Source organism: Streptomyces sp. NPDC058662 (assembly GCF_042716255.1).
Classification (GTDB): domain Bacteria; phylum Actinomycetota; class Actinomycetes; order Streptomycetales; family Streptomycetaceae; genus Streptomyces.
This window is the reverse complement of the sequence record NZ_JBHXRU010000067.1, coordinates 1-15,895: the sequence shown is the minus strand read 5'-3', so window position 1 is coordinate 15,895 and position 15,895 is coordinate 1. Positions and strand designations below refer to the sequence as shown.

Annotated in this window: 15 protein-coding genes; 8 read left to right on the top strand and 7 right to left on the bottom strand. The window is 73.9% G+C overall.

Annotated features, from left to right (window positions below; translation table 11 throughout):
• Positions 1 to 49: 49 nt before the first annotated feature.
• Together ACFWUQ_RS21895 and ACFWUQ_RS21890 are read left to right on the top strand one after the other, a co-directional pair.
• Positions 50 to 1,000 (top strand): glucosyl-3-phosphoglycerate synthase, encoded by a 951-nt coding sequence (locus tag ACFWUQ_RS21895; protein ID WP_384540482.1) that lies wholly within the window; start codon positions 50 to 52, stop codon positions 998 to 1,000.
• Between the two features lie 95 nt (positions 1,001 to 1,095).
• Complete coding sequence (locus tag ACFWUQ_RS21890; RefSeq protein ID WP_384540479.1) at positions 1,096 to 2,562, top strand: trehalose-6-phosphate synthase; 1,467 nt, start codon at positions 1,096 to 1,098, stop codon at positions 2,560 to 2,562.
• A 128-nt stretch (positions 2,563 to 2,690) separates the two neighbouring features.
• Here the strand turns inward: ACFWUQ_RS21890 and otsB are convergent, their stop codons facing one another.
• From otsB to ACFWUQ_RS21875, 3 genes are all read right to left on the bottom strand, one after another.
• Entirely contained in the window at positions 2,691 to 3,539 is an 849-nt protein-coding gene (gene otsB, locus ACFWUQ_RS21885) for a trehalose-phosphatase (protein ID WP_384540476.1), read from the bottom strand.
• Between the two features lie 62 nt (positions 3,540 to 3,601).
• A complete protein-coding gene (locus ACFWUQ_RS21880) occupies positions 3,602 to 3,838 on the bottom strand; it encodes a DUF3263 domain-containing protein (RefSeq protein WP_384540473.1) in 237 nt (78 codons plus the stop codon).
• Between the two features lie 33 nt (positions 3,839 to 3,871).
• The gene (locus tag ACFWUQ_RS21875) at positions 3,872 to 5,173 is read right to left on the bottom strand and encodes an extracellular solute-binding protein (RefSeq protein ID WP_384540470.1); all 1,302 of its coding nucleotides are present in this window, start codon (positions 5,171 to 5,173) and stop codon (positions 3,872 to 3,874) included.
• A gap of 209 nt (positions 5,174 to 5,382) precedes the next feature.
• On the opposite strand from ACFWUQ_RS21875, the gene ACFWUQ_RS21870 reads away from it, so the two are divergent.
• The 3 genes from ACFWUQ_RS21870 (at position 5,383) to ACFWUQ_RS21860 (ending at position 8,516) form a co-directional block, all read left to right on the top strand.
• Positions 5,383 to 6,315, top strand: a complete 933-nt coding sequence (locus ACFWUQ_RS21870) for an ROK family protein (protein WP_384540538.1) — start codon at positions 5,383 to 5,385, stop codon at positions 6,313 to 6,315.
• Positions 6,315 to 7,478 (top strand): N-acetylglucosamine-6-phosphate deacetylase, encoded by a 1,164-nt coding sequence (gene nagA / locus ACFWUQ_RS21865; protein ID WP_384540467.1) that lies wholly within the window; start codon positions 6,315 to 6,317, stop codon positions 7,476 to 7,478. The genes ACFWUQ_RS21870 and nagA overlap by 1 nt, the downstream gene beginning before the upstream one ends.
• Before the next feature lie 111 nt (positions 7,479 to 7,589).
• Positions 7,590 to 8,516 carry a 1-phosphofructokinase family hexose kinase gene (locus ACFWUQ_RS21860; RefSeq protein WP_384540465.1) on the top strand — a complete coding sequence of 309 codons (927 nt, stop codon included), beginning with the start codon at positions 7,590 to 7,592 and terminating at the stop codon, positions 8,514 to 8,516.
• 31 nt (positions 8,517 to 8,547) lie between these two features.
• Here the strand turns inward: ACFWUQ_RS21860 and ACFWUQ_RS21855 are convergent, their stop codons facing one another.
• Together ACFWUQ_RS21855 and cdgB are read right to left on the bottom strand one after the other, a co-directional pair.
• Positions 8,548 to 9,585 (bottom strand): CBM35 domain-containing protein, encoded by a 1,038-nt coding sequence (locus ACFWUQ_RS21855; protein ID WP_384540463.1) that lies wholly within the window; start codon positions 9,583 to 9,585, stop codon positions 8,548 to 8,550.
• A gap of 68 nt (positions 9,586 to 9,653) precedes the next feature.
• A complete protein-coding gene (gene cdgB / locus ACFWUQ_RS21850) occupies positions 9,654 to 11,375 on the bottom strand; it encodes a diguanylate cyclase CdgB (RefSeq protein WP_384540462.1) in 1,722 nt (573 codons plus the stop codon).
• Positions 11,376 to 11,765: 390 nt separating this feature from the next.
• On the opposite strand from cdgB, the gene ACFWUQ_RS21845 reads away from it, so the two are divergent.
• The gene (locus tag ACFWUQ_RS21845) at positions 11,766 to 12,278 is read left to right on the top strand and encodes a flavin reductase family protein (protein WP_384540459.1); all 513 of its coding nucleotides are present in this window, start codon (positions 11,766 to 11,768) and stop codon (positions 12,276 to 12,278) included.
• An 80-nt stretch (positions 12,279 to 12,358) separates the two neighbouring features.
• Here ACFWUQ_RS21845 and arfB read toward each other — a convergent pair whose 3' ends face one another.
• A complete protein-coding gene (gene arfB, locus ACFWUQ_RS21840) occupies positions 12,359 to 12,784 on the bottom strand; it encodes an alternative ribosome rescue aminoacyl-tRNA hydrolase ArfB (protein ID WP_384540457.1) in 426 nt (141 codons plus the stop codon).
• A gap of 143 nt (positions 12,785 to 12,927) precedes the next feature.
• Here arfB and ACFWUQ_RS21835 point away from each other — a divergent pair, with 143 nt between their 5' ends.
• Positions 12,928 to 13,503, top strand: coding sequence for a TerD family protein (locus ACFWUQ_RS21835; protein ID WP_033223609.1), 576 nt, complete (start codon positions 12,928 to 12,930; stop codon positions 13,501 to 13,503).
• A gap of 92 nt (positions 13,504 to 13,595) precedes the next feature.
• Entirely contained in the window at positions 13,596 to 14,120 is a 525-nt protein-coding gene (locus ACFWUQ_RS21830) for a GNAT family N-acetyltransferase (RefSeq protein ID WP_384540454.1), read from the top strand.
• A gap of 84 nt (positions 14,121 to 14,204) precedes the next feature.
• Here ACFWUQ_RS21830 and ACFWUQ_RS21825 read toward each other — a convergent pair whose 3' ends face one another.
• Positions 14,205 to 15,620 carry a M1 family metallopeptidase gene (locus tag ACFWUQ_RS21825; protein ID WP_384540451.1) on the bottom strand — a complete coding sequence of 472 codons (1,416 nt, stop codon included), beginning with the start codon at positions 15,618 to 15,620 and terminating at the stop codon, positions 14,205 to 14,207.
• Positions 15,621 to 15,895 lie beyond the last annotated feature (275 nt).

Here is a 15,895-nt window from a genome sequence, read left to right as displayed (position 1 = left end):
AGATGGATCATATTTCACCCCAAAGGGATCGACGCAGGGAGTACCGAGAGTGCTGGAAGAGGTGGAGCGCTGGCTGGCCGACCGCTCCTGGTCCGCCGCCGACCGACCGCTCGGCCAGCTGCTCGACCGGAAACGGGCGGCGGGCACGACGGTCAGCGTGGTGCTGCCCGCGCTCGACGAGGAGGCGACGGTCGGCGCCATCGTCGAGGTGATCCGGCGCGACCTGATCGAGGGCCTGCCCGTACCGCTGGTGGACGAACTGGTGGTGGTCGACTCCGGCTCCGCGGACCGGACGGCCGAGGTCGCGGCGGAGGCCGGCGCCCGCGTGGTGCGCCGTGACGCGATCCTGCCGAGGCTGCCCGCGCTGCCCGGCAAGGGCGAGGTGCTGTGGCGCTCGCTGCTGGCCACCACCGGGGACGTGGTCTGCTTCGTCGACGCCGATCTGCGGGACTTCTCGGCCTCCTTCGTCTCCGGGATCGTCGGACCGCTGCTGACCGAGCCCGACGTGCAGTTCGTCAAGGCGATGTACGACCGCCCGCTGGGCGACGCCCCGGGCCAGGGCGGCCGGGTGACCGAGCTGGTGGCGCGCCCGCTGCTGAACCTGCACTGGCCGCTGCTGGCCGGCTTCGTCCAGCCGCTGGGCGGCGAGTACGCGGTGCGGCGCTCGCTGCTGGAGCGGCTGCCGTTCCCCGTCGGGTACGGGGTCGAGCTGGGCCTGCTCGTGGACGCGCTGCACACGGTCGGTCTGGACGCGCTGGCCCAGGTGGACGTGGGCGTACGGGTCCACCGCCACCAGGACGGGCAGGCGCTGGGCCGGATGGCCGCCGCGATCTACCGCACGGCGCAGCTGCGGCTCTCGCGCGGACACCTGGTGCGGCCCGAGCTGACGCAGTTCGAGCGGGGTCCGGACGGGTTCGTTCCGCGGACGTACGCGGTGGACACCGAGGAGCGGCCGCCGATGCGCGGGATCCCGGAGTACGCCGTGCGCCGCGTGGCCTGAACCGGCTGCCGCGGAGCGCGGCGCGGGCCGGTCCCGGACCCCGGCCGCCCCCGTCCACACGTTTGAGCGAGCGCGGGCGGGGCTAGGTTGGCGGCATGGCTTCTCAGGTACTCGTCGCCGCCAACCGCGGCCCGCTCTCCTACGCCCTCGACCCCGACGGCACGCTCACCGCCCGGCGCGGCGGGGGCGGACTCGTCTCGGGGCTCTCCGCCGCGCTCGCGGAGCAACCAGGCGCCCTGTGGATCTGCGCGGCCCTGTCGGAGGCGGACCGGGAGGCGGTGCGGCGGGGCGTCGCCGAGCCGGGCGTCCGGATGCTGGACATCGATCCCGCGGTGTACGACGACGCCTACAACGGCATCGCGAACTCGGTCCTCTGGTTCACCCACCACCACCTCTACGACATCCCGCGCGAGCCGGTCTTCGACGCGGCGTTCCGGCGCCAGTGGGACTCGTACGTGGCGTACAACGGCGCCTTCGCCGAGGCCCTCGCCGAGGAGGCGGCGCCGGGCGCGGCCGTCCTCGTGCAGGACTACCACCTGGCGCTGGTCCCGGGCGCGCTGCGCGAGCTGCGGCCGGACCTGCGGATCGCGCACTTCACGCACACGCCGTGGGCGTCCCCCGAGTTCATGCGGATGCTGCCGGACGACGTCCGGGAGCAGCTGCTGTGGGGGATGCTCGGGGCGGACCGGCTCGGCTTCCACACCGGGCAGTGGGGCGACAGCTTCCTCGCCTGCGCGAGCACCGACACCGCGGGCGGGACCGCCCTCGCCCGCCACGCCCGCGGCGGGCAGCCCGCCGCGGTCGAACACCGCCGGACGGGCGCGGACGGCGGGCTCGGGCCGGTGCGGGAGACGGTGGTGGAGGCGTACCCGCTCGGGGTCGATGCGGAGGAGCTGCGGGCGCTGGCGCACCGTCCGGAGGTCGACGGGAAGCTGGCGGAGCTGCGGGCGGAGGTCGCGGGCCGCAAGACGATCGTCCGGGTGGACCGGACGGAGCTGTCGAAGAACATCCTGCGCGGGCTGCTGGCGTACCGGGAGCTGCTGACGACCCGCCCCGAGTGGCGCGGCCGGGTGGTGCACCTGGCGTCGGCGTACCCCTCGCGGCAGGACCTGAAGGTGTACCGGGACTACACCGACGCGGTGGCCACGCTGGCGGCGGAGATCAACGCGGAGTTCGGCACCGGGGACTGGCAGCCGGTGCTGGTGTCGGTGAAGGACGACTTCGCGCGGTCGCTGGCGGCGTACCGGATGGCGGACGTGGCGCTGGTGAACCCGGTGCGCGACGGCATGAACCTGGTGGCGAAGGAGATCCCGGTGGTGTCGGAGGCGGGGTGCGCGCTGGTGCTGTCGACGGGGGCGGGGGCGTACGAGGAGCTCGCCGAGGACGCGCTGACGGTGAACCCGTACGACGTGACGCAGACGGCGCAGGCGCTGCACGCGGCGCTGGCGATGCCGGAGGGGGAGCGGGCGGAGCGCACGAAGCGCCTCGCGGCGGCCGCGACGGGCCTCCCCCCGGCCCGCTGGTTCACGGCCCAGCTGGAGGCCCTCCCGGCCCGGACCTGACCGGCCCTGACGCCGCCCGCCCGGACCGGCGCCCGCAACAGCCCCGCCGCCCGGGCGGCGGTGGCGCGGCCGGGCGGCGGGGGGTCAGGCGGGGTCAGGCGCGGCCCTGCCGGGCCCGGGCGGCGGGGTCAGGCGCGGGCGGCGGCCGCCAGGGTGGACAGGAAGGCGACCACCTCGGCCGGGCCGGGCAGGACGAGGTCGGCGCGGGCGGCCAGTTCCGGGACCTCCGCGGAGCCGCTGCACACCAGTACGCCGGGCAGCCCGTCCGTCCGCCGCTTCTCGACCGCCGCGAACGCGGCCAAGTCGCCCAGGTCGTCGCCGGCGTACAGCACGGCCTCGGCGCCGGTCTCCGCGAGGAACTCCGTCAGGGCGACGCCCTTGTCCATGCCCGGGGGCCGCAGCTCCAGCACCGCGCGGCCCGGCTCGACCATCAGCCCGTGCCGCGCGGCCAGCTCCGCGAGGGGCTCCCGCAGCGCCTCGAAGGCGGCCTCGGGGTTGGCGGCCCGCCGGGTGTGCACGGCCAGCGCGCGGCCCTTCTCCTCAATCCACGTGCCCCGCCATGCCCCGATCGAGTCGAGGAACCCCGGCAGCTCGGCGCGGACCGCCGCCACCCCGGGGTGCTCGGCGGGGGTGTGGACGATGCCGGTGACGGCGTCCCAGCGTTCGGCGCCGTAGTGGCCGAGGACGACCAGGTGTTCGAGTCCCGGGACCCCGGCGAAGCCGCCGTAGCGGACGGCGACCCCGGCCGGGCGGCCGGTGATCACGGCCACCGAGGCCACCTCGGGGGCCAGCGCCGACAGGGCCGGCACGGCTCCGGGGTGGGCGCGGGCCTGGTCCGGGTCCGGGACGATGTCGGCGAGGGTGCCGTCGAAGTCGAGTGCGACCACGGACCGGCGGGGGGCGCGGAGCAGTGCTTCCAGGCCCTCGCGTCCGGCCGCGGTGACAGGTGTCGGCAGGTCGTGCGGATGGCTCCCCATACCGACGACCCTAACGGCCCCGCCCGGCGTCGGCTATGGCGCGGACCACGGCCTCGGGGCGATTAGCGGCGGGCCCGCTGGGCATCGCGGATGCGCCGGAGGCGGTTGACGGTGCCCGGCGCGTGGGCGAGCGCGCGCGGGTCGTCCATGAGGGCGTTGAGCAGCTGGTAGTAGCGGACCGGGGTCATCCCCAGCGCCTCCCGCACGGCCCGCTCCTTGGCCCCCGGCCCGGGCCAGGTGCGGCCCTCGTACGCGAGCACCGCGGCCTCCGCGGCCGTCAACCGCCCTTCGTCCGTCATACGGCCAGGTTAACGCCGCCCACCGACAGGGGGTCAGCGCGGGTCGGCCGCCCGCGCCGCCGTCGCGATGTCCTCCAGGACCTTCGCCGGCTGCCCGCCGGGCCGCACGGTCGTGCCGATGTCCTGCTTGATGTCCTCGCTGACGCCGGCCCAGGACTCCTTGCCGACGGGGTACAGCCGTGCGTTCGGCAGCGCCGCCAGGAAGGTCTTCAGCTGCGGCGCGGAACCGCCCGTGGCCGCCTCCATCGCCCGGTAGCCGCTCGTGGTGACCGGCAGCAGGGCGTACTTGTCGGTGAAGGCCGTCACGTTCTTCGCGTCGTACAGGTAGTCGAGGAACTTCCCGGACTCCCGGTTGTGCCCGTTCTTGAAGGCCATCACCCAGTCCGCGACGCCCATCGCGGACTGCTCGGTGCCGTCGGCGGTGGGCAGGGGCAGCATGCCGACCTTCACGCCCTTGTCCGCGGCCTGCTTTACCAGCGTCGGGTGCCCGTTGAGCATGCCGACCTCGCCGCGCGTGAAGGCGTCGAAGGCGGCCTGGCGGTCCAGCTTCGCCGGCTCGACGGGCCCGGTCAGCCCCTGCCCGACGAGCTTGTCGCGCAGGAACTCCAGCGTCCTGACGTTGGCGGGCGAGTCGATGGAGTACGACTCCTCGTTGTCGGTGTAGCCGCCACCGCCCGACAGGAGCCACATCATCGTCTCGGCCTGCGCCTCCTCGCGGCCCAGCGGCAGCGCGAAGGGGGTGGGGACGCCCGCGCCCCTGAGCTTCTTGGCGGCCGCTTCGAGGTCCGCCCAGCTCTTGGGCTGCCAGGCGGTCCTGCCGTCCTTGGGCACGACGCCCGCGTCGGCCAGCAGCTTCTCGTTGTAGAAGAGCAGCCGGGTGCTGGCGACGAAGGGCAGCCCGTACTGGACCCGCTTGACCTTGCCGGCGTCCGCGAGGGGCGCGAGGAAGTCGGCCTCGGTCTTGACGGAGAGCAGCTCGTCGGCGCGGTAGAGCTTGCCGGCGGCCGCGTAGTCGGCGTAGGCGCCGATCTGCGCGATGTCCGGGGCCTTGCCGGCCTTGACCATCTCGGCGACCTTGGCGTCGACCTCCGACCAGGAGTAGACACTCACCTCGACGTTGATGCCGGGGTGGTCCTTCTCGAAGCCCTCGGCGAGGTCCTTCCAGTACGACTGCGAGGAGTTCTGCGGATTGTCCCCGTAGTCGGCCGCCACGACCCGCAGGGTCACCTCGTTGTCCCCCGCGAGTCCCCCGACGGCTCCGCAGCCCGTCAGCGTCACTGCCGACAGGCACAGCGCGGCGCCGGACGCGGCCAGGCTCAGGTAACGGCCCTTCACAGTTCCTCATCCACCCCTTGTTGTACGTACGATCCACGTAAGGTCTACACCACTTTGACGGCTCACCGACACCCGGAGCCGCTTCCGGGGGCGCTCCGTGTCCGGACCGTGTCCGACCCCGGGCGCGGATTTGTATGGCGGCTCAACAATCCCGCTCAATGGACTAGACCTTTCCCCGCCGAGCACGCGAGACTACCTCTGTGAAATCCGTGAAACACGTCATCGCCCTCGATGTGGGCGGCACCGGGATGAAGGCCGCCCTGGTCGCCGCCGACGGCACCCTGCTGCACGAGGCGCGCCGCGCCACCGGCCGCGAGCGGGGCGCCGACGCCGTCGTCGAGACGATCCAGGACTTCGCCGCCGAACTGCTGCGCACCGGCGCGGAGCGCTTCGGCCGGCCCGCCTCGGCCGCCGGCGTAGCCGTCCCCGGCATCGTCGACGCCGACAACGGGATCGCCGTCTACGCGGCGAACCTCGGCTGGCGCGACGTACCGATGCGCGCCCTGCTGGGCACCCGCCTCGGCGGGATCCCCGTCGCCCTCGGGCACGACGTGCGCACGGGCGGACTCGCCGAGGGCCGCATCGGCGCCGGGCGGGGCGCCGACCGCTTCCTCTTCGTCCCGCTCGGCACCGGCATCGCCGGCGCCATCGGCATCGCCGGCCGCATCGAGGCCGGCGCCCACGGCTACGCGGGGGAGATCGGGCACATCGTGGTCCGCCCCGGCGGACCCGCGTGCGGCTGCGGCCAGCGCGGCTGCCTGGAGACCCTGGCCTCCGCCTCCGCCGTCAGCCGCGCCTGGGCGGCCGCCTCGGGCGACCCGCGGGCCGACGCCGCCGACTGCGCCGAGGCCGTCGCATCGGGCGACGCGCGCGCCCGCGAGGTGTGGCTGGCCGCCGTCGGCGCCCTCGCCGACGGGCTGGTCACGGCCATCACGCTGCTGGACCCCCGCATGCTGATCATCGGTGGCGGGCTCGCGGAGGCGGGGGAAACCTTGTTCACACCACTACGGACGGCCGTGGAGGAACGCGTGACGTTCCAGCGGCTCCCCCACATCGTTCCGGCGGCCCTCGGGGACACCGCCGGATGCCTGGGCGCAGGGCTGCTCGCCTGGGACCTACTCGCCACGGAGGTACCTGCCTGATGTCCGGAAGCGCGCACAGCACTGTTCTCTCCGGCGCCAGGGTGGTGCTGCCCACCGGGACCGTCGCGAACGGCCGGGTCATCGTCGACGGCGACCGCATCGCGGGCAGCGCCCACGAGGGCGCGCGGGTCCTGGACCTGACCGGGCACTGGCTCGTCCCCGGGTTCGTGGACATCCACAACCACGGCGGCGGCGGCGCCTCCTTCACCTCCGGCACCGCCGAGCAGGTGCTCCAGGGCGTACGGACCCACCGCGAGCACGGGACCACCACCCTCGTCGCCTCCACCGTCACCGGCGACCTCGACGAGCTGGCGCGGCGCGCCGGACTGCTCGCCGAGCTGACCCAGCAGGGCGAGATCGCGGGCATCCACTTCGAGGGCCCCTTCATCAACGCCTGCCGCAAGGGCGCGCACAAGGCGGAGCTGCTCCGCGACCCCGACCCCGCCGAGGTCCGCAAGCTGGTCGACGCCGCGCACGGCGCCGCCCGCATGGTCACCCTCGCCACCGAGCTGCCGGGCGGCCTGGACTCCGTACGGCTGCTGGCCGAGCTCGGGGTCATCGCCGCGATCGGCCACACGGACTCCACGTACGACCAGGCGCGCCAGGCCATCGACGCGGGCGCGACCGTGGCCACCCACCTGTACAACGCGATGCCCGGCCTGGAGCACCGCGCCCCGGGCCCCATCGCGGCGCTGCTGGAGGACGAGCGGGTGACCGTCGAGCTCATCAACGACGGCACCCACCTGCACCCGGCGATGCTGGAGCTGGCGTTCCACCACGCGGGCGCCCACCGCGTGGCGCTGATCACCGACGCCATGGACGCGGCCGGCTTCGGCGACGGGACCTACCACCTCGGCCCGCTGGAGGTCGAGGTCAAGGACGGTGTGGCCCGGCTCGTCGAGGGCGGCTCGATCGCCGGCTCGACGCTGACCCTGGACACCGCCTTCAAGCGCTCGGTCACCCTCGACAAGCTGCCGGTCGAATCCGTGGTCCAGGCGATCTCCGCCAACCCGGCCAAGCTGATCGGCCTGTACGACCGGGTCGGCTCGCTGGAGCCCGGCAAGTACGCCGACCTGGTCGTCCTCGACTCCGAGTTCGACGTCAAGGGCGTCATGCGGCGCGGCGAATGGATCGTCAAGCCGTCGCTGCGCACCGCCCCCTGACCGGCTGACAGCTCGCGGCCGAGCGGCCGTACGCGGACGCGCGGTCGGCCCCGGGACTGGGCCGACCGCCCTGTGTTTGGCATGATCCCGGCACAAGACCCGGGGGTGCCCATGATCCTGACCGTGACGCTCAACACCGCGCTCGACGTCACGTACCGCGTGCCGAGGCTGCTCCCGCACGCCTCGCACCGGGTCGCCGGCGTCACCGAACGACCCGGCGGCAAAGGCCTCAACGTGGCCCGCGTGCTGGCCGCGCTGGGCCACGAGGTGACGGCGACGGGCTTCGCGGGCGGCCCGGTGGGCGCCCTCGTGCGGGAGTCGCTGGAGCGGTCCCCGGGGGTGGCCGACGCCCTGGTGCCCTGTGCCGGGGCCACGCGCCGCACCCTGGCCGTGGTCGACGCGGCCTCCGGCGACACCACGCAGTTCAACGAGCCCGGCCCGCTGATCACGGCGGCCGAGTGGGCCGCCTTCCTCGCGCGCTACGAGGAGCTCGTCCGCACGGCCCGCGCCGTGGCCCTGTGCGGCAGCCTGCCGCCGGGCGTACCCGTCGGCGCGTACGCGGTACTCGTACGGGCGGCCCGCGCCGCCGGCGTCCCGGTCCTGCTGGACACCAGCGGCGAGGCCCTGCGGCGCGGGGTCGCCGCCCGTCCCGAGATCATCAAGCCGAACGCCGCCGAGCTGGCCGAGCTCACCGGCTCCCGCGATCCGCTGCCCGCCACCCGCGACGCCCGCCGCCGGGGCGCCCACGCGGTGGTCACCTCGCTCGGCCCGGACGGCCTGCTGGCCGTCACCGCGGAGGGCAGCTGGCGGGCGGCCCCGCCCCGGGTGCTCGCCGGCAATCCCACCGGGGCGGGGGACTCCGCCGTCGCCGGCCTGCTGTCGGGCCTGGCGGAGGGCCTGGACTGGCCGGACCGGCTGGCCCGCGCGGTCGCCCTCTCGGCGGCCACGGTGCTCGCCCCGGCGGCGGGAGAGTTCGACCCCCGCACCTACGAGGAGGTACGGGGGTCGGTGAAGGTGACGGCCGGCCGGGCGGGCTAGGCGATGGGCCCCTGGGCGGCCGGCCCGCCGGTCACTCCTTTTCGAGCCACAGCTGGTCGAGGTTGACCTCGCAGCTGTCACCGGCCTCGCACGAGATCTTGACCGTGTTCGCGCCCTGCTTGAGCGTCACGATCGAGTAGGTGTTGGTCCAGCCCTTCGCCCAGTCGCCCTCGGCGGCCTTGGAGAAGTTCTTCATGTTGATCGGCCGGCTCTGCTTCTCGCCGTTGACGGTCAGCGTCGTGCTCGCGTCCTTGCCGGGCACGCCGTAGGTCATCTTCAGCTTGTACTTGCCGGCCGCGGGCACGTCCAGGCTCCAGGTCGCCGCGGCGCCGGGGGTACTCAGGCCGCCCACGTACTGGCCGCCGGCGCTCTTGGCCCCGGCCACCGTGTTCTGCAGGACCGCGCCGCCCGTGAGGGACATGCCGGCGCCCGCGAAGTCCGCCCTGGGCAGCTCGACCTCCGGCGGCTGCGAGGCCCCGCCGGTCGCAGGGGCGGTGGGGTCCTGCGGGGCCGCCGACTGGTTCGGCTTGCCGTCCGCCCCGTTCCCCTTCTTCTCGTCGTCCTTGCCGAAGGCCACGGCCGCGCCGATGCCGATCACGACGGCGCCGACCACCGCGACGGCCGCGATCAGCATGCCCCGGCGGCTCGAACCGCCGCCGCCGTGCCCGCCGCCGTGACCGCCCGTGTGGGAGATCGTCTGGGTCTGGTGCTGCGGGGGCTGCTGCTGCGGAACGCCGTAGCCGCCCGCCTGCAGCGCCTCCGGGGACTGGTACTGCGCCTGGTAGGCCGGGGGCTGCTGCCCGGGGCCCTGCTGCTGGGGGACGGGGCCGCGCTGGCCGCCGTAGCTCCGCTCACCGACCGTGCGCACCTGGTTGTACGAGGTACGGGGGACGCCGGGCTGCGCGCCGGGCTGACCACCGACCGTCGAGCCTCCGGGGTAGCCGTATCCACCGCCCGCGGGCGGGGTGGCTCCGGCGGCCTGGCCGTCCGCGTAGAGATAGCCGAACGGGTCGTCGTCCTCGGGCTTGTTCGCCCCGTTGTTCGGGCCGTTGTTCGCGGGCGTCGTCATCGCAGGTCACTCCTTTCGACCCCCGGGAGCCTACCCCGAACACGTGCGCCCACGGGCGGCCGATCCGTTCAGCCCGCCCGGCGGTGCGCCTTGGAACGGGACCTCTTCTCGATGTACATCCGCTGGTCGGCGGAGCGCAGCACCTCGTCCGCGGACATCCCGCAACTGGCCCAGCCGATGCCGAAACTCGCTCCCACCCGCACCGCGCGGCCGTCCACCCTGATCGGCGGGATGATCGCGTTGCGCAGCCGCACGGCCAGGTCGGCGGCGTCCGCGGCGCCCAGCCCGTCGGCGAGGACGACGAATTCGTCACCACCCAGCCGAGCGACGGTGTCACCGTCCCTGACGCCGGTCGTCAGCCGCCGGGCCACCTCGATCAGGACGGCGTCGCCCGTGTGGTGCCCGAAGCGGTCGTTGATCGACTTGAAGCCGTCGAGGTCGCAGAAGAGCACCGCGAGCCCCTTCGTCCCGTCGTCGACGTCGGTGGCGGGCGCCACGGTGTGCACGTGGTGGTCGTACGGGCCGTCCTGGGCCGGCACGGCCCCGGCGGGGAACTCGAAGGGGTCGGGCGTGGGGTAGCGGTCGCTCCCGTCGGGCTGAAAGCCGTGCTCACCGGCACCACCCGCCTCTCCGCGGACCTGGTAGGCGTCGCGCCCCTCCCGCCCCTCGTACGCCGCGTCCAGGGCCTCCACGGCGGTGGCCCGCACGGACTGCGGCCTGCGGCACAGCCGCGCGCCGAGCCGGGCCCGCAGCTCCGCGCTGTTGGGCAGGCCGGTCAGCGAGTCGTGGCTCGCGCGGTGGGCCAGCTGGAGCTCGTGCCGCTTGCGCTCCTCGATGTCCTCGACGTGCGTCAGCAGGAAGCGGGGGCCGTCGGCGGCGTCGGCGACCACGGAGTTCCGCAGGGACACCCAGACGTAGGTGCCGTCGCGCCGCCCGAGGCGCAGCTCGGCGCGGCCGCCCTCGGCGGAGGTGCGCAGCAGGGTGCCGATGTCCTCGGGGTGGACCAGGTCGGAGAAGGAGTAGCGGCGCAGGACCGAGGCCGGCCGGCCCAGCAGCCGGCACAGCGCGTCGTTGGTCCGCAGCAGCCGGCCGTGCTGGTCGCCGCCCATCTCGGCGATGGCCATGCCGCTGGGCGCGTACTCGAAGGCCTGGCGGAACGACTCCTCGCTGGCCCGCAGCGCCTGCTGCTCCCGTTCGAGCCGGACCAGGGCGCGCTGCATGTTCGCGCGCAGGCGGGCATTGCTGATCGCAATCGCCGCCTGGAAGGCGTACATCTGGAGCGCTTCGCGCCCCCAGGCCCCCGGCCGCCGGCCGTTGCGCGGTCTGTCCACCGAGATGACGCCGAGGAGCTCGCCGCCGGACGCGTACATCGGCGCGTAGAGCCGGTCCTCCGGATGCCACTCGTCCGCGAACCGCGGATCGGGGCCGTCCGTGTGCCACTGGGGCACGTCGTCCTCCAGCAGGACCCAGCCCTCGGTGTGCGGGATGAAGCGGAGCCCGTCCCAGTTCTCACCCATCGTCAGGCGGCGTTCCCAGGAGGTCCGGGAGCCGACGCGACCGGTGATGAGGGCCTCGGCCGCGGGGTCCCCGGCGAAGGCGGCGACGACCAGATCACCGTCCGGGCGTACGAGGTTGACACAGGCGAGTTCGTAGCCGAGGCCCACGACGATGCCGTCCACGACGGTCTGCAGAGTGTCCGCCAGGCTGCGGGCCGTGTTGAGCTCGGCCACCACCCGGTGCAGCTGCCGCAGGGTCGCAAGACGGACGTACGGCTCCGACTCGGTCTCCATTGCTCGCTCTCCCCGAGACCTCGACAGCAACTCCAGGTTTGTCATCGGCGTTTCGTTGCGGTGTCCCGTCCACTGAATCACAGTGAGCTGTGCGGCAGGTACACAGGGTCAACAAATCTTGCCCTCTGTGACTCAAGTCACATGATATGAATACCCGAGCTCAGCGGGGGGTTACCGACTGGGAGCGCTCCCCCGCCTTCCCGGAAGCAAACGATACGCCGGGACCTAGGCCGAGGGGCGGGGGCACGACTCGGACCCGGGCCCGATGTGCGCGGGAAATCGCGAGATTAGCGTTTCGGCGTGGCCAAGACGACCTCCGTACCCAGCCGTGTCCCCCGCGTGTCGACCCCCGCGCCCGCCCCGTCCCGGGCCAGCCCCCATGCTGAGGGGGTGAGCAACGACGAGTTCCGCGCCGCGATGGCCCGGCTGGCGGCGGGCGTGTGCCTGATCACCGCGCACGAGGACCCCCTGACGGCGGACGGCACGCGCGGCGAGGACGTCGGCATGACGGCCACCGCCTTCATGTCCGTCTCCCTCGACCCGCCCCTGGTCCTGGTGAGCCTGCGCGAGGGCTCCCGCATGGACGACCTGCTGGCGGAGCAGCCGCTGTGGGCGGTCTCGCTCCTCGCGGACCACCAACTCCAGGTCGCGGGCCGGTTCTCGATGAAGGGCCGCATCAGCGACCGGCTGCTCTTCGCGGACCTCCCGCACACGCGCGGCGAGACCTCGGGCGCGCCGCTGCTGACCGGGGCGCTGGCCACCCTCGAATGCCGTACGGAGAACCGCGTCGCGGCGGGGGACCACACCCTGGTGGTCGGCCGCGTGCTGACGGCGGGACTGCCCGCGCCCGACTCCTCGCCGCTGACGTACTTCCGGGGGCGCTACCGGCACCTGGGCGCGTAGGGGGGGCGGGACGCGGGTCGCGTGGGGCTGGTCGCGCGGGGCGTGCGGGGCCGGTCGCGCGGGGCGTGCCCGGGGGCCGGCTACCAGTCGCGGCCGGTGCGGCCGCGCTTCGTCTCGGCGCGGGCCTTCTTCTCCCGCAGCCGGCGCTCGTTGATCCCGCGCGGGATCCTCGTCGCCCGGCGCGGCTTCGGCGGCGGCGCCGTCGCCTCCGCCAGCAGCGATGCCAGCCGGACCAGCGCCATCTCCCGGTTGCGCAGCTGCGAGCGGTGCTCGGAGGCCCGTACGGTCACGACCCCGTCGACCAGGCGGCCGGCGAGCCGCTCCAGCGCCCGCGCCCGCCATACCTCGGGCAGCGCCTTCGTCGCCGCCAGGTCGAACAGCAGCTCCACCCGCGAGTCCGAGGTGTTCACGTGCTGACCGCCCGGCCCGGAGGACCGCGAGAAGCGCCAGGCGAGCTCGCCCTCGGGGAGCACGACCGAACCGCGGATGACATAGGGACCAGGCATGCCCCTATGATCCGTGCCCCCGGGCCGTCCCGTCATCCGGATTTCACGCCGGGAACCCTGCGCCCCTCTCCTCGCGTTAGAGGGATCAGCGGTAACTTGGCCACATATCGCGGTCATGCGACGAGGAAGGGACACCAGTCAAAATGGCAGTAAGCCTGTCCAAGGGCGGCAACGTCTCGCTCAGCAAGGAGGCCCCGGGCCTCACTGCCGTCACGGTCGGCCTCGGCTGGGACGTCCGTACGACGACCGGAGTCGACTTCGACCTCGACGCCTCCGCCATCGCGGTCAACCCGACGGGCAAGGTCGTCTCCGACGGTCACTTCGTCTTCTTCAACAACAAGTCCACCCCGGACCAGACCATCGTGCACACCGGTGACAACCGCACCGGCGAGGGCGCGGGCGACGACGAGGCGATCAACGTCAACCTCGCCGGCCTCCCGGCCGACGTGGACAAGATCGTCTTCCCGGTCTCCATCTACGACGCCGAGGCCCGCAGCCAGAACTTCGGCCAGGTCCGCAACGCGTACATCCGCGTCGTGAACCAGGCCGGCGGCGCCGAGATCGCCCGCTACGACCTCTCCGAGGACGCCGCGACCGAGACCGCCATGGTCTTCGGCGAGCTGTACCGCAACGGCGCCGAGTGGAAGTTCCGCGCGGTCGGCCAGGGCTACGCCTCCGGTCTCACCGGCATCGCCCAGGACTTCGGCGTCAACGTCTGAGTCCGTCACGGCCCGAGCGGCCGCGTCCGCCGGCCAGCCGGTGAAGCCCCCTCCCACCCGTTTGTGGAGGGGGCTTCGCTACCGTTGACCAGGTGATTCTCCAACCGCTCGTCCCCGTCGACGGCGCCCTGCCCGGTCCGGTCCTCACCGAGATCGCCACGCTCTACGCGACGAACCACGCGTTCTTCGAACTGAGCGGAGACTTCCCCGACCCGAACCGCATCACGGTCGAACAAGTCGCGGCCGCCCTCGCCGACGAGCTCGCCCAGGACGGCGCCGAGGTGCTCCTCGCCCGCTCGGCGGGCCGCCTCGTCGGCCTCGCCGCCACCCTCGCCCACCACCCGGACCGGGCCTCCGAGGACCCGGACCCGTGGATCGGGCTGCTGCTCATCGACGCCACCGCGCACCGCGAGGGGTACGGGCGCGCCGTGGCGGCCCTGGTCGAGGACCGCTTCCGCGCGGCGGGGCGGACGGGCGTACGGCTGGCCGTACTGGACAACAACCCGGCGGCGCTGGAGTTCTGGCGGTCCCAGGGCTACACCCCGGTGCGCAGGACCCGGGAGCGCGAGCGGGGCCGCGACTGCACGGTGCTGCGCAAGGCGCTCGACGCGCGGTAGCCGCGGGCGGGGGAGCGGCGGTGGAGCCGCGGCTGTGCGGGCTGCGGCTGTGCGGGCCTCGGTCGTGGGAGCGGTCTCCCCTCCTCACGGGGCGGGTGGGCGGCGCTCCCCGTACAGCCAGGTGTCCCAGACCTTCCCCAGGTCGTGCCCGGTGCTCTTTGCCGCGTAGGCGGTGAAGTCGGCGGTGCTTGCGTTCCCGTGCCGGTGCTCGGAGGCCCAGCCCCGCAGCAGCGCGAAGAACTTCTCGTCCCCCACCTCCTGGCGGATCCGGTGCAGGACCATCGCGCCGCGGAAGTACACCGGGTTCCCGGAGATGTGCTCGGGCCCGGGCGGGGCGGCGGGCGGGAAGGCGTCCCAGTCGGAGCCGGCTGCCGGCTCCGTCTCCGTGTCGCCCTCCAGGAAGGCGTCGAAGCTCTCCTGCGCGGTGTTCCCGCCGTGCTCCTCGGCCCACAGCCACTCCGCGTAGGTGGCGAAGCCCTCGTTGAGCCACATGTCCTTCCAGGACCGCGGCGACACCGAATTGCCGAACCACTGGTGGGCCAGCTCGTGCACCACGAGCGACTCCTCGGGCGCGCCGGGGAAGAGCGGGCGCGTCTGCGTCTCCAGCGCGTACTCCAGGGTGCCGCCGGGCAGCACGATCGCACCCGCCGCGCCGAAGGGGTACGGGCCGAACCGGCCGCTGCCCCACTCCAGCACCTCCGGCAGCCGGGCGAGCGCCCCGGTACTCCGCGCGGCCTCACCGGGGGCCACCGCGGTGTAGAGCCGGACCCCGGAGGCGGTCCGCCCGGTCGTCACCTCGTACGTCCCGACGGCGGCGGTGGCCAGGTAGCTGGCCATCGGCTCGGGGGCGTGCCACACGAACGCGGTGTTTCCGTCGCCCCGTTGGGTGCGGGAGCGCAACTCGCCGTTCGAGACGGCCTCGTAGCCGTCGGGCACGGTGAGCGTGATGTCGTAGGCGGCCTTGTCGCTGGGGTGGTGGTTGCCGGGGAACCAGGCCATCGAACCGATCGGCTCGCCGACGCCGACCGCGCCGCCCGGGTGGGTGATCCAGCCCTCCCGGGAGCCGTCCGGATCCTCGAACACCCTCGGCCTGCCGCTGTAGTCGACCTCCGTACGGAAGAGCTCGCCCTTCCTGAGGTCCTCGGCGGGACGGACGGTGAGCTCGCTGCCGGTCCGGTTGTACCGGGCCTTGGCGCCCTGCACCGTCACGCCCTCGACGTCGAGGCCGCTGAGGTCGAGGTTGAAGGAGCTGAGCCCCTGCTCGGCGCGGGCGGTGATGACGGCCGTGCCGCGCAACGTGCCGTCGGCGGGGTCGTACGCGAGGTCGAGCGCGTAGTGGTCGACCTGGTAACCGCCGTTGCCGGCCTTGGGAAAGTACGGGTCGCGCAGCCCCGACGCCCCCGGCCGCCCCTGCACGGTGCCGGCCGTACACGCCGTGGTGAGGGCGAGCAGGGCGGCAACGGCGGGGGCGGCGAGACGGACGAACGCGCGAGGTTCCACACCTGATCCTAGATCGCCTCTTTCGGATCTTCGGCTGAGCCCGCGGCGTCCGGCGCCGTGCCCGGCAAGGCGGAGGGACGCCCTTGTACGGGACGCACTCGGGCGCCGCGACAACACGGCCGGGCGCGGTGCCGGACGCGACGAGCCCGACAAGATCCGAAAGAGACCACCTCGGTCGCGGCGGGGCCGGGCCTCGCGGCGGGGCCGGCCCTCGCGGCGGGGCCGGCCCTCGCGGCGGGCCGCGCCTCGCGGTGAGGCCGTGCCCCGCCGGGGGC

Bases quoted from the DNA above. Each gene is read 5' to 3' on its own strand.
- cdgB (WP_384540462.1), bottom strand. From the start codon at position 11,375: ATGGAGACCGAGTCGGAGCCGTACGTCCGTCTTGCGACCCTGCGGCAG.
- ACFWUQ_RS21855 (WP_384540463.1), bottom strand. From the start codon at position 9,585: ATGACGACGCCCGCGAACAACGGCCCGAACAACGGGGCGAACAAGCCC.
- ACFWUQ_RS21860 (WP_384540465.1), top strand. From the start codon at position 7,590: ATGATCCTGACCGTGACGCTCAACACCGCGCTCGACGTCACGTACCGC.
- ACFWUQ_RS21880 (WP_384540473.1), bottom strand. From the start codon at position 3,838: ATGACGGACGAAGGGCGGTTGACGGCCGCGGAGGCCGCGGTGCTCGCG.
- arfB (WP_384540457.1), bottom strand. From the start codon at position 12,784: ATGCCTGGTCCCTATGTCATCCGCGGTTCGGTCGTGCTCCCCGAGGGC.
- ACFWUQ_RS21835 (WP_033223609.1), top strand. From the start codon at position 12,928: ATGGCAGTAAGCCTGTCCAAGGGCGGCAACGTCTCGCTCAGCAAGGAG.
- otsB (WP_384540476.1), bottom strand. From the start codon at position 3,539: ATGGGGAGCCATCCGCACGACCTGCCGACACCTGTCACCGCGGCCGGA.
- nagA (WP_384540467.1), top strand. From the start codon at position 6,315: ATGTCCGGAAGCGCGCACAGCACTGTTCTCTCCGGCGCCAGGGTGGTG.
- ACFWUQ_RS21890 (WP_384540479.1), top strand. From the start codon at position 1,096: ATGGCTTCTCAGGTACTCGTCGCCGCCAACCGCGGCCCGCTCTCCTAC.